Origin of the sequence: Vibrio sp. T13N (assembly GCF_032970445.1) — a bacterium.
Taxonomy (GTDB): domain Bacteria; phylum Pseudomonadota; class Gammaproteobacteria; order Enterobacterales; family Vibrionaceae; genus Vibrio; species Vibrio diabolicus.
This window is the reverse complement of record NZ_JAWJYE010000005.1, coordinates 22,817-40,193: the sequence shown is the minus strand read 5'-3', so window position 1 is coordinate 40,193 and position 17,377 is coordinate 22,817. Positions and strand designations below refer to the sequence as shown.

The window sequence follows — 17,377 nt, the reverse complement described above, 5'->3', positions numbered from 1 at the left end:
TCAGCGCAATATGTTAGACGCTGAGTAAACAAGGATTCATAGATGAGCCTAAACTTTCTTGAATTTGAAAAGCCAATTGCAGAACTAGAAGCGAAAATTGAAGCACTACGTGATGTCTCTCGTCACGGTGGTGATTCTGCGATTGACCTGGATAAAGAAATCGAACAGCTTGAGAAGAAAAGCTTAGAGCTGAAGAAAAAAACCTTCAGCGACCTAGGCGCATGGGAAACAGCTCAACTGGCTCGTCACCCACTACGTCCTTACACGCTGGATTACATCCAACACGCTTTTGAGGAGTTTGATGAATTAGCGGGTGACCGCGCGTTTGCAGACGACAAAGCGATTGTGGGTGGCATGGCTCGACTTGAAGGCCGTCCAGTGATGATCATCGGTCATCAAAAAGGTCGTGAAACCAAAGAGAAAGTGAAACGTAACTTTGGTATGCCAAAACCAGAAGGTTACCGTAAAGCGCTACGTTTGATGGAAATGGCTGAGCGTTTCAACATGCCGATCATCACATTTATCGATACGGCTGGCGCGTACCCAGGTGTGGGCGCAGAAGAGCGTGGTCAATCTGAAGCTATCGCGAAAAACCTAAAAGTGATGTCTGGTCTTAAAGTGCCAGTAATCTGTAACGTTGTTGGTGAAGGTGGTTCAGGCGGCGCACTAGCAATTGGTGTAGGCGACTACGTGAACATGCTTCAGTACTCTACATACTCAGTAATCTCTCCTGAAGGTTGTGCTTCAATCTTATGGCGTGATTCTGACAAAGCACCGCAAGCTGCAGAAGCGATGGGTCTAACTGCTCCTCGTCTTAAAGAGCTTGAACTGATCGACGAAATCATTGAAGAGCCACTAGGCGGCGCTCATCGCGATCATGTTCAAATGGCAGCGAATATGAAAGCGACACTACTTCGTCAACTAGAAGATCTAGAGCAATTGGATGAAGAGACGCTGCGTGAACGTCGTTACCAGCGCCTAATGAGCTACGGTTACTGTTAATTTCGGTGATTGCTATTAAGCGTTAGCTGATATCTCAAGTGATAACAGTTAAAATAGAAAGGGTTGGATGAGAGTCCAGCCCTTTTTTGTACCTATCGGATCGCTTATGGAATCGCTGTACCCGCATTTTGCTCAAGTTCTCGGCCGCTACTATCAATCAGGCACTAAGGTTGTCTTGGCGTTTAGCGGAGGAGTGGATTCACGTCTTTTACTCGAATTACTCAGTCGCTATCAACAAGCGCATTCGATAGAGTGTCACGCTGTGTATGTGCACCATGGTTTGAGCTCGAATGCCGATGATTGGGCCGATAAATGCTTACTTTGGGCAAAACAAGTGGGCATATCATGCTCGATTGAGCGAGTGAGCTTAGACATCAGCAATGGTGAAAGTATTGAACTTCTTGCTCGTGAAGCTCGCTATCAAGCCTTAACTAAGTACATTCAAGAAGGCGATATACTGTTGACCGGCCAACATGCTGATGATCAACTAGAGACTTTTCTCCTTGCTCTTAAGCGAGGCAGCGGGCCAAAAGGGTTATCTTCGATGGCGGAGAGTATGCCGTTTTCTGGCGGATCCCTAGTTCGACCATTGCTTACTATCAAGCGGAAGACCATCGAAGACGCGGCTACTAAATTAGGCTTGGAGTGGGTGGAAGACGAAAGCAACCAAGATACCCGTTATGATCGTAACTTTCTTCGTCATTGTGTTATTCCTGAATTGTCTGGTCGCTGGCCTAGTATCCATCAAGCGGTTCAGCGCAGTGCAAGCTTATGTGCTCAACAAGAAGCGCTATTGGATGAACTATTGAGCGCGGTGTTTGAACGCGCTTTACAAACGGATCTAAGTTTGAGTATTGAAGAACTGGCTAAGCACAGTGAATTAGCGCGTGCGCGCTTGATTCGTATGTGGCTGGCTAAGCTTAATACTAGTATGCCGACTCAGGTACAACTCAATCTTATCTGGAATGAAGTCGCATTAGCTCAGCAAGATGCCAACCCCAAGCTACAACTTAAACAAGGTGAAGTGCGCCGTTTTCGAAATCGTCTCTATTGGGTAACGGAAATCGCTGACGTCACTGAGTGGCAAAGTACGATTCAAGTCGATACCGTTTTATCGCTTCCAGAGCGGCTAGGGGAGCTGACCTTAACGACGAGTTCTAGCAACGCAACGATTGCGCTTCCGAGTCAGCCAGAATTGCTTCGCGTGACCTTTAATCCGGAAGGCTTATCAGCGCATCCAACCACGCGTAATCACAGTCGAAAACTGAAGAAGTTGTTCCAAGAATACAATGTGCCAAGCTGGCTGCGTCGTCAAATTCCGATTTTGATGTATCAAGACCGAGTTGTTGCTGTGGCAGATCTGTTCGTTGATCAGGCGTTTAATGGTCAAGATTGTGAACTTATTTGGCGCAGGTAATGAAAATTCATGCCACAATGTCGATTATAAAATATAAAAATCCTTAAATAATAATTGATTAGGTGAAGCAATGAAGAAAACAATCATGGGCGCAATGGTGGCGCTAACCATACTCAGTGGGCAGGCTCTAGCTGCGGGAGATGCCACAGCAGGTCAAGCAAAGGCAGGAGTATGCGCTGCGTGTCATGGCGCCGACGGCATTGCTGTCATTCCGGGTTACCCAAACCTGAAAGGGCAAAACGAGCAATATATTATCAGTTCAATTAAAGCCTATAAAAACAAAGAGCGAACAGGTGGTCTTGCTGCTGTTATGCAAGCTCAAGCTTCACTGTTGTCTGATGAAGATATCGCAAATCTAGCGGCTTACTACGCAAGTTTGAAGTAAATGCGAGTCTGAAAAAGCTTGGACGATTGGGCATTGAGCAGTCCTCACTGGGGTTTTATCAACTCACGATATTCGCTATGTTAATTTGCTCAATCTGGATTTTCGCTGGTAGATCAGAGACAAACATTGAATGTTGCGAAACGCTAAACGATAATAAGCGCAATCGATTGAAGCTTAAGGGATGAACATGAAAAAAATTGAAGCGATTATCAAGCCATTTAAATTGGATGATGTTCGAGAAGCGCTAGCTGAAGTTGGCATTACAGGGATGACCGTCTCTGAAGTGAAAGGCTTTGGTCGCCAAAAAGGTCACACCGAGCTTTACCGTGGTGCAGAGTACATGGTGGACTTTCTGCCTAAAGTGAAGCTCGAAATTGTTGTAACGGAAGATGTGGCTGATAAATGCGTAGAGACGATCATTGAAACCGCGCAAACCGGCAAAATTGGTGATGGTAAAATCTTTGTTACTGATGTTGAGCGTGTGGTTCGTATCCGTACTGGTGAAGAAGACGAAGACGCGATCTAAGGTTTCTTGTTACCTGTCTCGTATTTATTATGCTAAAAGGGAGCCAAGTGGCTCCTTTTTTGTTTTTTACTTTCAGTGAAATCAAGTCACCCGGGGCTGGTTGTTCCAGTTTTAGGGTGTGTATATTCAGGTTTGTCGTATGTTTAAGCGTTTTCTTCTGGCGTTAGCTTTTCTTATTATGGCGGTATTGGTCGGCTTCCAGGTTATTTTCACCGTACCAGATCAGCCGCAAATCATTACTCAAACAGGCTCAGAGCTGACGCAGGATATTAGGTGTATCGAATTTAGCGGCTCAAAAGCTCTGGATCAGGGCGGTGAAATCAATGTACTTGTCTGGAATATCTACAAACAGAACCGGACGAATTGGCAAAGCGCACTCAATGAATTCTCTGCTGATAAGCAGCTGCTGTTATTGCAAGAAGCCAGCATGACACCATCTTTTAAGCAATGGTTGGTGGATGGCAACTGGGTCAGCAACCAAGTGAGTGCCTTTAAGGCGCTGGGCAGCGGTGCGGGTGTGATTAGTATCGCTCAAAGGCAACCAGAAAAAGCCTGTGCTTATACGTCTAAAGAGCCTTGGCTGCGTTTACCCAAGTCTGCACTATACAGCCAATATCAATTAAGCAATGGCGAGAGACTCGCTGTGGTGAATGTACATGCGATTAACTTCACGGTTGGCACGCAAGAGTATGTCTCTCAGTTAACGGCTCTTGAAATGCTTTTAAAGCATCATACAGGGCCGATCCTATTCGCTGGAGACTTCAATAGTTGGAGTGAATCTCGCGTTAATGCGATGCGACAGGCCTTAAAAGCCGCGGACTTGCAAGAAGTGACGTTCTCGCCTGATCATCGAGTCCAATTTATAACGGGATTACCGTTGGATCACGTATTTTACCGAGGGCTGACCCTCAAATACGCGAAAGCGCCGCAGAGCGACGCTTCCGATCATAACCCATTGTTACTGTCATTTACGTTAGATGACTAGCTTAGGTCACTACAATATAAAGCGCCCAAATAACGTAGAAGAATACCCATGGCAGGCTTGCAATCACCAAGGCTTGCCCACGTTCAAACTCAGTCCAAGTAAGCACAACACCGTAGCCCAATACAATATACCAAGGCAGCAGTAGTGGTAGTGAGCTGGCAAAATGCGACCACTCGCTGGTAAGCGGCAGTTTTAATAGACCATTGAGGCTGTTTAAATCTGCTGCGTAAGTCATCACCTGACCATGCTTGAGTAACAGACTCGCGTAGCTTGCGATATCGCCCAATACTGCTGGGAATAAGATTGCACACGACGCGGCAAACCACTTCCAGTAACCATATTGTTGCTTGCTTGCCTTCGTTGCAAGAAAGAACCAAAGCGCAAGCAACAGTAAGGTGGCAAAGCGGTTGAATACATCATTGATGATCGCACTTGCCATTAGCGTGTTTGGCTCTAATAGCTCAATCTGCTTTGGGTCGATTTGTTGAAACTGCGCGGCTAGTTGGTCACTAAGCCACGTGAAATCGACATTCGAAAAGTAAGCGCCCCAGAATAAAAACGGACTAAGCATCAAGAAGATGAACGGTTGCCATCCCCATCCGCCGCGTTGGTAAAGCGCTAGAAAGCAAGATGTTGGAGAACGAAAAATGTCCAACAGCATCACAAGTGGGTTGCTTGATGGGTTCATACACTTACCTTCGTTACGTCAACGTACAACTTAAGTTTTTGACCTGGTTGTAAGTATTTTTTCTTGTGTAGCGAGTTCCATTTTACGATGTCGTTTGTTTTTACTTTGAACTTGCTTGCAATGCCGCTAATGGTGTCACCGGAGCGAACGTTGTAGAAAACGGTACGGATCACAGCACCTTTGTCTGAGTCCTTCCAAATCACGAGCTTTTGACCCACACGCAATGGATCTTTAGGGCCCATGCCATTCCATTTTGCTAACGATTTATACGACACTTTATTTTCACGTGCGATTGACCACAAACTTTCTCCAGACTGAACGACATGAGTGAGCTTAAGTTGTCCACGAGCACTTGATTGAGTCTTGCTTAATCGATTTTGTGCCGTTAGTGCGTATTTCGCATCGTCTTTTGTTGACGTCGGAATCAGTAGGTATTGGCCAATACGAATATTGTTATTCGACAGGCCGTTTGCACGTCGAATCACTTTTGTGGTTGTGCCGTATTTATTAGCTAGCACACTTAAAGAGTCACCAGACTTCACCTTGTAGCGAGCGACCTTCATCCCTTTACCACGGTTTTTCTCCACCTTAGTGAGAAAAGTCTCTTTTTTCTCTACCGGAATCAGAAGTTGGTGCGGACCTTCAGGCGCCGTTGACCATTGGTTGTATGCAGGGTTGTAACTTTGTAACTCTTTCACACCAATGCCGGCATAATCTGCAGCAATGGCTAGATCAAGCTGTTCTTTCGGATCGACAAGCGTTAGAACAGGCTTGTTTGGAATCGCAGGAATATTAAGCCCGTACTTGTCTTGGTTTGCGATGACGTCAGCCAAGGCTAGCAGCTTAGGTACGTAACTGCTGGTCTCTTTTGGTAAGTCCAATGAGAAGAAATCGATAGGTTTACCGAGCTTTTTGTTCTTACGAATTGCGCTAGAAACACGGCCACCACCACTGTTGTAAGCAGCAATTGCATGCTCCCAGCTACCATCAAAACGCTCGTTTAGTTGTACAAGGTAGTCCAGTGCGGCATCCGTTGCTGCTGCCACATCTCGGCGACCGTCATACCAGTAGTTTTGCTCTAGTCCCATCATCTTTCCGGTGCCAGGGACAAATTGCCACAATCCAGCTGCACTACCATGTGAGTAGGCAAAGGCATCGAATGAGCTTTCCACCACAGGAAGCAAAGCAAGCTCCATTGGAAGTCCACGCTCTTCGATACGTTTTGTGATCATGTATAGAAAAGGAGTCGCACGCTTAGACACCGTGTAAAGGTGATTCGGGTGCTTTAGATACCACGTACGGTAGTAGTCCACTTTCTTATGGTTTGGGATATCCATTTCAAGTTGCATGGCGATACGTTGCCATACATCTTCTTGTTCCTGAGGGGAAAGAACTTTAGGCGCGTCGTTAGCGGATTTTTTTGCTAAAGACGATGTGTTGCCCGGTTGAGCCTTCGCTGCATTTTGTTTTGCAGTCTGCTCAGATTTATTGGTTTCTGGTGTAGAAGACGTTGAGTCTGACTGAGTCAATTGACAGCCAGATAATAACAACGCCAACGCCCAGGTATACTTCAAACGCATGGATTCAGCCTATTTAGGGCCTTTTTATCTTCACCTGCCTGTCGCGCAACACAATGTGCGTGGCAGTCGCAAGATAATAGACATCTTTTAAACACTAACTAATTAATAGAGGCAAAGAGCTTCTAAATTATGCAATGGGGAGAAATTCAAATAGATTTATATCAACCCCAAACGTAAGAGAAGCGCCAGTGGCGCTTCTCGAAAAATCAGCCCCTGATAATACTGGGGTCTTGCAAACTTACAAGCAGAAAATGGTTAAAATTCGTTCTTCCACTCACGCAAAGCAGTAAAAACCGAGCATGGATCGCTATTTTTAATGCGACTAGCAACAGATTGAACCACGTCAGGATTGGTGGTTCGCAAGAACGGATTAATCCACTTTTCTTTGCGTATTGTTGTTGGAAGTGTCGGAATGTTTAGAGCTCGCAGTCGGTTTACATCATCGCGATATTGACGGAGCTGCTCATTATCAGGCTCAACCGCTAAAGCAAACGCCACGTTACTCGCGGTGTATTCATGCGCGCAGAAGACTTGAGTTTCTTCTGGTAGAGACGTTAGCTTGTTTAGTGACTCAAACATTTGCTCTGGCGTACCTTCAAAAATACGACCGCAGCCTGCGGAAAACAACACGTCACCGCAAAACAGTTTTCCGTCTCCAACGTAACCGATATGACCTAAGGTATGGCCTGGTAAACCTAGCACCAAAAAGATTTCGCCAAATAACTCCAGTTTGTCGCCTTCTTCCATGGGGGTGGTTAGGGTTGGAATTGGTTCAGATTTCGGGCCCACAACGGCGACTTCAGGAAAGGCACGCACTAAGTCTGGAACGCCACCAATGTGATCGTTGTGGTGGTGCGTAATTAAAATCGCTTCTAAAGTTAATTCGTTAGCCTGCAAGTATTCTAACACTGGCTTCGCATCGCCCGGATCAACGACTGCGCAACGTTTATCGCTATTTTGTATCAGCCAGATGTAATTATCATTAAATGCGGGTATGCTTTTGATCTCTAACACGATTCGTTCTCCGTCACCCATTTTTAGTCAGGTGGTTAATGAAACCAGCACTCAGCAACAAAACTATACCACACCCGTCGACTTGGTCAGCAATGAACAACGGTCCGTGGGTGCTTGAGTCAATCCAGACCCGACTTGATGAATGGTGTCCGAAACTCTTCGGTTACCATATGCTCAAACTGGGCGGGTTGAGCTGTGAGCTAACCAGCTGTAATTGTAACATTCAACACCAAGTCAACGTAGATATCCAGAACCCGTTGCATAATGTGATTGCAGATGGTTACGAATTGCCCTTTTTGGAAAAAAGCTTTGATGTTGTGATTCTCGCTCATCAGCTCGACTATGCAAGTGATCCACACCGTTTGCTGCGGGAAGTCGATAGAGTGATGATGGATGATGGTTATTTGATAATCACTGGATTTAACCCACTAAGTTTGACTGGATTAGCGAGTTTGCTTCCTTGGCGTAAACATAATTTGCCTTGGAGTGGACGAATGTTTACGTCGAACCGCATCAACGACTGGTTAGGGTTACTTAATTATCAAGTGATTCATTGCGATCGTTACGCGCTGTTTCCGATGAAGCGCTACCGCACGATGTGGACATGGTTGGAAAACAGTCTCGGTGATTGGGCGTCACCTGCAGGGAGTTTGTATTACATTGTGGCACGGAAACGAACATACCCTCTCAAGCCTATCAAACCGCATTGGCGTTTGAAGAAAAAGCTCACACCACTAGGGGTGATGAATCGAGAGGGCAATACTATGAGGAAAGAATCTCGTTAAGAGGGTTGGTAACCGGTATCTTCCTCGGTTGGGTTTTCTGCGGCGGTACGGGCTAGCTCATCACAAATTTCATTCTCACGATGACCAGCGTGGCCTTTTACCCAGTGCCATTCAACTTGATGGCGTGCAGTTTCTTTGTCTAGAGCTTGCCATAGATCGGCATTCTTCACGGGTTTTTTATCCGCTGTTTTCCAGCCACGCTTCTTCCAGTTATGGATCCACTGAGTAATACCTTGGCGCACATATTGACTGTCAGTCGTTAAAGTGACTTTACAAGGTTGTTTTAACGTCTGCAGCGCGACGACAGCCGCCAACATTTCCATGCGGTTGTTGGTGGTTAGCGTGTAGCCTTTGGAAAGCGTCTTTTCTACGTCTTTGTAACGCAATACAATGCCGTAACCACCTGGTCCTGGGTTACCTAAACAAGAACCGTCAGTGAAAATCTCAACGTGTTTGGTCATATTTTTTGGTACTATTAGCCGAAACATTTAATAAAGCATAGTCTGACATACATAACCTTATGAATACCAGCAGCAATTCTGAATATAACCGCATTGTCGTTCTCGATACCGAAACCACAGGTATGAACCGCGAGGGTGGTCCTCACTACATGGGACACCGCATTATTGAAATCGGTGCCGTGGAGATCATCAACCGTAAGCTGACTGGTCGTCACTTCCACGTTTATTTAAAACCCGATCGTGAAATCCAACCAGAAGCGGTTGAAGTTCACGGTATTACGGATGAATTCTTGGTTGATAAACCGGAATACGCGAGCGTGCACCAAGAGTTTCTTGAGTTTATTAAAGGCGCCGAACTTGTTGCCCACAACGCGCCCTTCGATACCGGCTTTATGGATTACGAGTTTGGCATGCTCGATCCTAACATCGGCAAAACGGACGACTACTGCAAGGTGACCGACACCCTTGCTATGGCGAAGAAAATCTTCCCTGGTAAGCGAAACAACCTTGATATCTTATGTGAACGTTACGGTATTGATAACTCGCACCGTACTCTCCACGGAGCTTTGCTCGATGCGGAGATTCTAGCCGACGTTTACCTCTTTATGACGGGCGGTCAAACGAGTCTAGAATTTAACGCGAATAAACAAGAGGGTGGAGTAGAAACCATTCGCCGTATTGAAGGAAGAAAAGCGCTAAAGGTTTTGCGCGCAAGTGCCGATGAACTAGAAGCTCACCAAAAAAGATTAGAGTTGGTGAACGACTGTATTTGGCATCAATAGGAGAAGCTATGCTGAGGGCTTTGTTGGTCGCGTTTTTAGCGATATGGAGTAGTCTCTCGAGTGCATCGAGTGAATCTGCTATGTCTTTGTTAGACAATCGATTTCGAGTGGATCCAACCATCGAGCAGATCACTTTTTTAGTTTATCGTGAGCAAAGTTCTCAGCCAGTTGTTTTAGTCCGCCCTGACGGTAAAAAGTACTATGCTTGGGACGCCTACGACAATGTACGTTGGTACCAAGAAGCCTCACTCGATATTATCTCCGTTGACAACCCTATGCCAGGCCCATGGCAGGCTGTGGGGAAAGTCACTCCTAAAAATAACATCCGCTTAATTTCTCACTTAAAGCTCAGCACGGATGTGTTCCCAAACCGATTATATAATGGGGAAGCGCTTAAGTTTACAGCTCGCCTAACCTCCGACGACAAACCTCTTGTACTGCGCGACTTCCTTGACCGCGTGAATTTGCGCGTGACATTTACCAAGTTTGTCGAAAATGAAGATGAGTTGATCAAAGAAGCACGTCCAGTGCCGATGGTTGTGGGTGAGTTTGCTGATGATGGCCGCGGCTTGGATGAAAAAGCAGGGGATGGTGTGTTCACTGTCCAACTACCAATAGATGTTGAGCCCGGTAAGTACCGTGCGCGAATCACCTCTGGTAATGGCGTATTCTTACGAGCGCAAGAGCAAGTCATCTTGGTTTATCCGAACCCCATTTCTCGTACTTTTATTCAGGCGCGCAATCCTGACAAACCACACCAATTGGTGGTGAGTGGTGAGCAAGGTATGATCGCGCCAGGCTCAATCGCAGTCACGGTGGAACAAGATGCACCCGATGGCTTTGTTAGCTACAGCCAAGGCCAGGTTTCTAAAGATGGAATGAGAACCACGCTGAACCTCAATAACGACGCTGAGCTTGGTAAATACGCATGGCGCGGCGAGATCTTTGCCACTGATTTTGCGACGCAACGTCCACTGGTGTTTCCTATTCCAGAGCAAACCTTCAGTGTTGTTGATGACTTTGATCTAGAAGCCGCTCGAATTGCAAAAGAAGCTGAATTAGCCGAGCAGCGCCGTATTGAAATGGAAAAGCAAATTATCGCTGAGCGGGAGGCTGAGCGTAAGCGCAGCATGATTATTATCGCGGTGGGTAACGTGATAATGCTGCTGATTGTGATCATTGCATGGATAGTCTGGCGCAAAATTAAAGCGAAACGCGATGCCATGCCAGAGATGCAGTTAGAGGTGCCAAAGAAATAGTAGTAACACATAAAGCGAGAAACGGAGCCAATCGGCTCCGTTTTTGTATCAAGTTACCAAGTGGCAGAAGAAAAATGGAAAAATTATGAATATTTGAGTTTACTGTACTCAAATGTATGTTTGGGATTTCATATAAATAATATATCATTATTACTTTCTAAATTGGTTACGTTTTTAATGTGACTAACTTTCRAAATAATTAACTAAAGATAAAAGAAATAATGAATAAAATTTTAGCTTTTTTTTGTGCAGTGATAATTGTAGGTTGTTCTTCTACTGGTGATAGTATTAATAAGCTAGATGCGGGAACTAATAATGTAAAATCACTTGATACTTTCACTTTCGATCCCTTAAGTAAAATCCAAAAAGTAGAAATACCAACTTATTACGATGGCTTGTTTGATACAGCAAGACCCTATTTAGATGAAAAGTACCCTTACACTTATGTTAGCAAACCTCAAGCATACATAATCGATGACGAAATTGTTTCTTTTGCTCCTTGGTTTCCTGTCGAAGGAAGGTTCACGGTTTTTCCAACCGCTCACTATATAGTTATAACTCAAGAAACCGAGAGTGGCTTAGTCTCGGCACGGTTTAATCATGAACAAGTAATTAAGTTGTTAAGTGAAGAATATAAAATTACTGAGCATACAAGTCCGTTTTTTCATTATGTTCTAGAGGTTTCTCCAAGTGAGCAAGCCAATTTTGTAGAAGATATTCATAAAAAATTGAGTAAACTTCCTTCAGAATAAGGATGCTTGGTTAAATCGTAATCAATAAAGTCGGGGGCGTTCTGGCTTTATTGATTGCATGGAGTTCTATTTATATTGAGTTGGTATTTGTAATTAGTAGTACGCCATAATTACAAGATCCGATCTTGTAGGGTTTTTAGATAAGATTTCAGCTCTGCGTGATGAATAAGAATAAGTAAACGCGAGGTCTCTGATGAAATACAAAAAGCGTCAGAAGTACAAATACACTCTCCACTCTGAAGAAAAGATTGAGACTCGCATTTCAGTGAGTCAGGTGTATGACAGCCCTTTTCTTAGTTTGTCCAAACAAGGCGTGTTAACGATTAAAAAGGGCTATGCATGGGATGGAGCGAGTGGGCCAGCATTAGACACAAAAAACATTATGAAAGCTTCTTTAGTGCATGATGCTCTTTACCAACTCATGAGGGAAGAGGTGTTGCCACAAAGTGCTCGAAAGCATGCGGATATGTTGCTGAGAGAAACATGTTTAGAAAAAGGAATGTCTAGCTTCAGAGCGACTTATATCTATTATGGCGTCAGAGTTGTCGGTGGCTTCTTTTCTAGACCCGACACTTTGTGTGCTTAATGGGAACATCTTTCCAATGTTTAACTGTTTATTTATACAGTTTGGTTATGTAAGCTCCAAGGTGATACAAAGGAGTCGTACATAATGACAATAAGATATGAAGAGCATGTGCCAAGCCCGAAAGAATACTGTGATATGCGTGTCAAAGCCGGGCTATCACCCAAATCGTTGAAAGCTGCTGAAATTGGTCTACCCAATTCGTTATATGGTGTATCTGTTCGGGATGAGGGAAAGCTCATTGCAATGGGCCGGATTGTTGGTGACGGGGCGTGTAACTTCGAAATTGTCGACGTTGCCGTTGACCCTGATTATCAAGGTAACGGGTTAGGTAGAAAAGTCATGGAATACATCGACGGTTATCTTTCTTCTGTTGCACTTGAAGGCTCTTACGTTTCTATGATTGCTGATGAGCCGGTCTTTTACGAAAAGATTGGTTATAGGCTGGTGGCTCCTAAAAGCCAAGGGATGACAAAAAAGTTTAAGCCGAAGGTGTAACACGTATTCAGCTGTGTAAATAAGCAATAGAAAACAGGAGTTTAATTTCCTGTTTTCTATATTAAATTTCTACTTAAGCCACTTCTGGAATTGGTTTGGGTGGCTGCTCTAAATCAGGCTCTTTTTGAACAGTAGGAATTTGTCCCTCACCCACAGCACTGATGTAACAGCCACTAAGTTTAATGGCAAGGTACATATCGGCTCGCAGTAAGATGCCTCCTTCACTGGTGCTGATACCAGTAAGCTCACACCATTGACGTAAGCGTCGTTTCCTTCCTGCGAGGATTAAGCGTACGCCTCTCTTTTTTAAAGTATTGTGAATATCTGCTAGTGTTGCCATCACACTGAGATCCAAGTGAGTAAAGCTCGATACGGCGTCGATGACAACGCAACTTGCGTCTTTGTGATGTTCTACTTGCTCTAACACTCGGCGTTTAAAGTAAGGTGCGTTGAAGTAAGTCAGCGGCGAGTTAAAGCGGTAAATCACCATTCCAGGAATAGGCGAAGCTTTTCCTGAGTCGTCGATGGTCCGAATGGTGCCTTTTTCATCCAAGCCAAGTAGCTGATCACTCGGTCGCATGACAATACGTAAAAATTGAAATAGCCCTAGCAGTACCGCTAAAGTGATCCCCGGTATTACGCCTACGATCAAAACAGAAATAAAAGTGATGATTGCTAGATAGAACGCATCTTTGTCACGAGATTTTAATTTCCAAATGGCTTTGAGATCGAGCAGCGACAAGGATGCAATGATCAACACGACACCAAGTGATGCGATGGGAATAAACTGTAAAGGCTCATAAATAAATACCGCAATAATGGCAATGGTGATTGCGGCGACAATCGAAACTAATTGAGATTTACCGCCATTTGCATCATTTACCGCTGTGCGTGAGTCAGCGCCGCTTATCGCGAAACCTTGCGAAAACGCTGAGGCAATGTTGGCAAAGCCCAACGCCTGAAACTCTTTATTTGCATCAATATCATAACCGTTTTTAGCAGCGAAACTGCGGGCGGTGAGCATCATGCTAACAAAACTGACAATCGCAAGGTTGAGCGCCGGGACCACTAGTTCACGAACTTCACCTAGCTCAAACTCCGGCGTTTGAAACTGAGGGAAACCACCTTGAGTGAGTCCAACCACGGATACGCCCATCTCTTGTAAATGGAAAAACCAAACTGACGCGGTAGTCACGAGTATTGCCAGCATGGCAGCAGGCCAAGTTGGTCGGTAGCGCTTGGTGAGTAAATAAACGACAACCGTCACGATACTCAGAGTTACGGTAGGCCAATGAAGCTCGGTTAATCGTTGTGGAGCCTCCCATAAGCGTTCCAGCAAATAACGTTGTTCGTATTTCAAACCGACCACTTTGGCAAACTGACCAACGATAATCGTGAGAGCGACACCGTTGAGTAGACCCAAAAGAATCGGGCGAGAAAGGAAGTCTGCAAACACCCCTAACTTGAAACGACTTGCCAGTACACACCAAATACCAGTCATCGCTGTCATGGTCATGACTAACTGCCAATGTTTTGTAGGATCACCCGCGGCAAGCGGCGTAACAACGGCGGCAATCACTGCACAGGTTGCTGCATCAGGTCCGACAATGAGTTGTCGAGATGTGCCCATCATGGCGTATACCAACATTGGCAGTACACACGAGTACAGACCGACAATTGCGGATACACCGGTTAGCTGTGCATAAGCTATGGCAACTGGCAGGGCAACCGCGACAACAGAAAAGGCGGCTCTAAAGTCGTTAACAAACCATTCTTTTTGATAATGCTTAAGCTGAACAAGCCCTGGGAACCACTGTGCGAATAATATTTTAGCCAACGGATTTACCATATATGTGAGTGAGTTACTTAAAAGTATACACCGCTTGCTTGGAACGTCTGTGAGTTAGTTATCACTGGAAATCGGGGGAAGGGTCGGAGTGCGTGGATTTTATTGCGCTTGCGCAGAGGTTCTTTGTGGTGTGAGGTGTTATGAACGCTATTCTGGTAGCAATAAAAAACGGGAGTTGTCACTCCCGTTTTATGGTTTCAGATTAGAGAGTTAGGCAACGCTATCCATCTGAGGGTATAGCGGCTTTGCGGCGAGCAATTCCGGCTCAAAGTCGTCAACGTTGATTGTATCCAGACGATGCTGTTCAGCTTCTCTTAGTAGGTCGGCTTCTTCTTGCGTGATAAAGCCTTGCTCTAGCCCTTCTTGAGCAATCATATCCAAACGTAGGAATGGACGACGTTTGCCTTGCGCTTTACATACTTTGTCGAACACTGGCTCTGCTTGAAGAATGACTGACAGCGCAAGCTCAATCTTACCTGCTGCGTTGTGTTCTGTTGGCTCTAGGTACTGACCTCGACCAATGCGTGAACGCGTTGCACTTGGCGTTTGTAGAATGCGCGCCACTTTGCTGTCTAGCTTATCACTTGGCGCTTTGCGTACACGACCGAATGGCATGATTAACACGCGCAGTGCACGACCAATCACTTTGTTCGGGAAGTTTGCTAAGAATTCGTCTACCGCCACTTCCGCTTGTTTCAAACTGTCTTGTAGACCCCAGTGTACTAATGGTAAATCTTCGACTGGGCGGCCATCTTGCTCAAAACGTTTCAACGTCGCAGAGCTCAAATATAGCTGGCTTAGAATGTCACCAAGACGCGCTGATAGACGCTCTTTACGCTTCAAAGAGCCACCTAGCACTGCCATTGAGATATCCGATAGCAGAGCAAGGTTTGCACTGTAACGGTTCAATTGTTGGTAGTAACGTTTTGTCGCATCTTTGGTTGGTGATGAAGAACCTAAACCGTCGCTCAAACCAAACCAGATGCTGCGAACGAGGTTACTCATGGTAAAGCTCACGTGACCAGCCAGCGCTTTATCAAACTTCTCTACAGAGTCACTGGCATCAGAGTACGCTGCGTTCATTTCTTCAAGAACGTACGGATGGCAACGGATTGCGCCTTGGCCAAAGATGATCATTGAGCGTGTTAGAATGTTAGCACCCTCAACCGTTACCGCGATTGGTGCACCTTGGTAACCACGGGCTAGGAAGTTAGAAGGTCCCATACAGATACCTTTACCGCCTACGATGTCCATTGCGTCGATGATGCTTTGTTGTCCACGGTGCGTACAGTGGTACTTCACGATAGCTGAGATAACCGAAGGCTTTTCACCTAAGTCGATACCTGCCACGGTTAAGTTGCTTGCCGCGTCCATTACGTAGGCGTTACCACCTAGACGCGCTAATGGCTCTTCAACCCCTTCCATGTGGCCGATTGGCTGTTTGAACTGGCGACGAATGCGTGAGTAAGCACCTGTGGCCATTGCGGCAGTTTTGATGCCACCTGTTGAGTTTGAAGGTAGCGTGATACCACGTCCAACCGACAGACACTCAACCAGCATACGCCAACCTTGGCCCGCCATTTTTTCACCACCGATAATGAAATCGATAGGAACAAAGATGTCTTTACCGCGCGTTGGACCATTTTGGAATGGTACATTGAGCGGGAAGTGTCGGTTACCAATCTCAACACCTTTGACATCAGTTGGGATAAGCGCACAAGTGATGCCAAGATCTTCTTTGTCGCCTAGCAAACCTTCAGGATCGCGAAGTTTAAATGCTAAGCCTAGTACCGTTGCGACTGGCGCTAGGGTGATGTAGCGCTTGTTCCAAGTCAGGCGCATACCCAGTACTTCTTTTCCTTCCCATTCGCCTTTACAGACCACACCGTAATCTGGAATAGATCCAGCGTCAGAACCCGCTTCTGGACTTGTTAGGGCGAAACAAGGGATTTCCTTACCTTCAGCTAGGCGCGGTAAGTAATGATTTTTCTGATCTTCAGTACCGTAGTGTTGCAGTAGTTCACCAGGACCCAAAGAGTTAGGAACACCAACGGTAGACGATAGAACGCCAGAAACACCCGTTAGTTTTTGTAGTACTAGTGATTGCGCGTATGCTGAGAACTCAAGACCACCGTACTTTTTCTTAATGATCATGGCAAAGAATTTGTGATCTTTCAGGTATTGCCATACTTCTGGCGGTAAGTCCGCGAGTTCGTGAGTCACTTGGAAATCGCTCACCATGGCACACACTTCATTCACTGGACCGTCTAAAAAGGCTTGTTCTTCTGCACTTAATTTAGGTGCTTGAATTGCGTGAAGCTTTTGCCACTCTGGTTTGCCTTTAAATAGCTCGGCTTCCCACCAGACGGTACCTGCGTCTAACGCTTCTTTTTCGGTTTGAGACATAGCTGGCAGCACTTTCTTGAAAAGCGCTAATGCTTTGCGGCTTATCAAAGACTGACGTACGCCAGGAACCGCGAATACAGCGGCAGCAAGAACGTAAATAGCCCAACCAGTAACGCCAACCGCGCCTATTACTGTGAGCGCTAACATAGCCGCTGTGAGTAAACTAATAGATTTCACGAGAGACATGCGGTGGTAGAGCGTAATGCCTAGCACGACCGTCATCGTGATGATTGAGAGCAAGATGTCCATATGTATTTTCCTTTTCAGACTTTATAGGTGTTGTACGTCTGTATGTTAGGTAAGAGGTCTAACCAGTTGGTTTAAGTGTAATCAAAATATTAAGGAAATGTAAAACATAAGATTGGATAAAAAGTGATCTAAGTAGAGTTAAAGTTCTAAAGTTGC

Annotated in this window: 17 protein-coding genes; 11 read left to right on the top strand and 6 right to left on the bottom strand. The window is 45.4% G+C overall.

The window, feature by feature from the left end; all coding sequences use genetic code 11:
* Window positions 1-42 precede the first annotated feature (42 nt).
* The 5 genes from accA to R2S67_RS09650 all read left to right on the top strand — a co-directional run bounded on the left by accA (window position 43) and on the right by R2S67_RS09650 (window position 4,315).
* Window positions 43-1,002, top strand: a complete 960-nt coding sequence (accA, locus tag R2S67_RS09670; RefSeq protein WP_005380365.1) for an acetyl-CoA carboxylase carboxyl transferase subunit alpha — start codon at window positions 43-45, stop codon at window positions 1,000-1,002.
* Between the two features lie 106 nt (window positions 1,003-1,108).
* The gene (gene tilS, locus R2S67_RS09665; RefSeq protein WP_109169619.1) at window positions 1,109-2,419 is read left to right on the top strand and encodes a tRNA lysidine(34) synthetase TilS; all 1,311 of its coding nucleotides are present in this window, start codon (window positions 1,109-1,111) and stop codon (window positions 2,417-2,419) included.
* 70 nt (window positions 2,420-2,489) lie between these two features.
* Window positions 2,490-2,804 (top strand): c-type cytochrome, encoded by a 315-nt coding sequence (locus tag R2S67_RS09660; RefSeq protein ID WP_139060409.1) that lies wholly within the window; start codon window positions 2,490-2,492, stop codon window positions 2,802-2,804.
* 187 nt (window positions 2,805-2,991) lie between these two features.
* Window positions 2,992-3,330 carry a nitrogen regulatory protein P-II gene (glnB, locus tag R2S67_RS09655; protein ID WP_005436810.1) on the top strand — a complete coding sequence of 113 codons (339 nt, stop codon included), beginning with the start codon at window positions 2,992-2,994 and terminating at the stop codon, window positions 3,328-3,330.
* A gap of 139 nt (window positions 3,331-3,469) precedes the next feature.
* Window positions 3,470-4,315 (top strand): endonuclease/exonuclease/phosphatase family protein, encoded by an 846-nt coding sequence (locus R2S67_RS09650; RefSeq protein WP_317343461.1) that lies wholly within the window; start codon window positions 3,470-3,472, stop codon window positions 4,313-4,315.
* Between the two features lies 1 nt (window position 4,316).
* On the opposite strand, the gene R2S67_RS09645 is transcribed toward R2S67_RS09650, so the two are convergent.
* The 3 genes from R2S67_RS09645 to gloB form a co-directional block, all read right to left on the bottom strand.
* Window positions 4,317-5,003, bottom strand: a complete 687-nt coding sequence (locus R2S67_RS09645) for a YIP1 family protein (RefSeq protein WP_046875508.1) — start codon at window positions 5,001-5,003, stop codon at window positions 4,317-4,319.
* The gene (locus R2S67_RS09640) at window positions 5,000-6,583 is read right to left on the bottom strand and encodes a LysM peptidoglycan-binding domain-containing protein (protein ID WP_258680127.1); all 1,584 of its coding nucleotides are present in this window, start codon (window positions 6,581-6,583) and stop codon (window positions 5,000-5,002) included. Before R2S67_RS09640 ends, R2S67_RS09645 begins: the two co-directional genes overlap by 4 nt.
* A 255-nt stretch (window positions 6,584-6,838) precedes the next feature.
* Window positions 6,839-7,597 carry a hydroxyacylglutathione hydrolase gene (gene gloB / locus R2S67_RS09635; protein WP_006741673.1) on the bottom strand — a complete coding sequence of 253 codons (759 nt, stop codon included), beginning with the start codon at window positions 7,595-7,597 and terminating at the stop codon, window positions 6,839-6,841.
* Window positions 7,598-7,635: 38 nt separating this feature from the next.
* Between gloB and R2S67_RS09630 the strand changes: the two genes are divergently transcribed.
* On the top strand, window positions 7,636-8,382 hold the full coding sequence (locus tag R2S67_RS09630) for a class I SAM-dependent methyltransferase (protein WP_012841508.1): 747 nt from the start codon (window positions 7,636-7,638) through the stop codon (window positions 8,380-8,382).
* On the opposite strand, the gene rnhA is transcribed toward R2S67_RS09630, so the two are convergent.
* Window positions 8,379-8,843 carry a ribonuclease HI gene (gene rnhA, locus R2S67_RS09625; protein WP_012841509.1) on the bottom strand — a complete coding sequence of 155 codons (465 nt, stop codon included), beginning with the start codon at window positions 8,841-8,843 and terminating at the stop codon, window positions 8,379-8,381. The genes R2S67_RS09630 and rnhA overlap by 4 nt on opposite strands.
* A 59-nt stretch (window positions 8,844-8,902) precedes the next feature.
* On the opposite strand from rnhA, the gene dnaQ reads away from it, so the two are divergent.
* The 5 genes from dnaQ to R2S67_RS09600 all read left to right on the top strand — a co-directional run bounded on the left by dnaQ (window position 8,903) and on the right by R2S67_RS09600 (window position 12,717).
* Window positions 8,903-9,625 (top strand): DNA polymerase III subunit epsilon, encoded by a 723-nt coding sequence (dnaQ, locus tag R2S67_RS09620; RefSeq protein ID WP_005380385.1) that lies wholly within the window; start codon window positions 8,903-8,905, stop codon window positions 9,623-9,625.
* An 8-nt stretch (window positions 9,626-9,633) separates the two neighbouring features.
* The gene (locus R2S67_RS09615) at window positions 9,634-10,884 is read left to right on the top strand and encodes a TIGR03503 family protein (protein WP_317343459.1); all 1,251 of its coding nucleotides are present in this window, start codon (window positions 9,634-9,636) and stop codon (window positions 10,882-10,884) included.
* A gap of 221 nt (window positions 10,885-11,105) precedes the next feature.
* Window positions 11,106-11,636, top strand: coding sequence for a hypothetical protein (locus R2S67_RS09610; RefSeq protein WP_047008866.1), 531 nt, complete (start codon window positions 11,106-11,108; stop codon window positions 11,634-11,636).
* Window positions 11,637-11,829: 193 nt separating this feature from the next.
* Window positions 11,830-12,222 (top strand): DUF1353 domain-containing protein, encoded by a 393-nt coding sequence (locus R2S67_RS09605; protein WP_114323538.1) that lies wholly within the window; start codon window positions 11,830-11,832, stop codon window positions 12,220-12,222.
* An 84-nt stretch (window positions 12,223-12,306) separates the two neighbouring features.
* On the top strand, window positions 12,307-12,717 hold the full coding sequence (locus R2S67_RS09600) for a GNAT family N-acetyltransferase (RefSeq protein ID WP_317343458.1): 411 nt from the start codon (window positions 12,307-12,309) through the stop codon (window positions 12,715-12,717).
* Window positions 12,718-12,790: 73 nt separating this feature from the next.
* Here the strand turns inward: R2S67_RS09600 and R2S67_RS09595 are convergent, their stop codons facing one another.
* Both R2S67_RS09595 and fadE read right to left on the bottom strand, forming a co-directional pair.
* Complete coding sequence (locus tag R2S67_RS09595) at window positions 12,791-14,566, bottom strand: SulP family inorganic anion transporter (protein WP_046875514.1); 1,776 nt, start codon at window positions 14,564-14,566, stop codon at window positions 12,791-12,793.
* A 210-nt stretch (window positions 14,567-14,776) separates the two neighbouring features.
* Window positions 14,777-17,221, bottom strand: coding sequence for an acyl-CoA dehydrogenase FadE (gene fadE / locus R2S67_RS09590; protein WP_046875515.1), 2,445 nt, complete (start codon window positions 17,219-17,221; stop codon window positions 14,777-14,779).
* Window positions 17,222-17,377 lie beyond the last annotated feature (156 nt).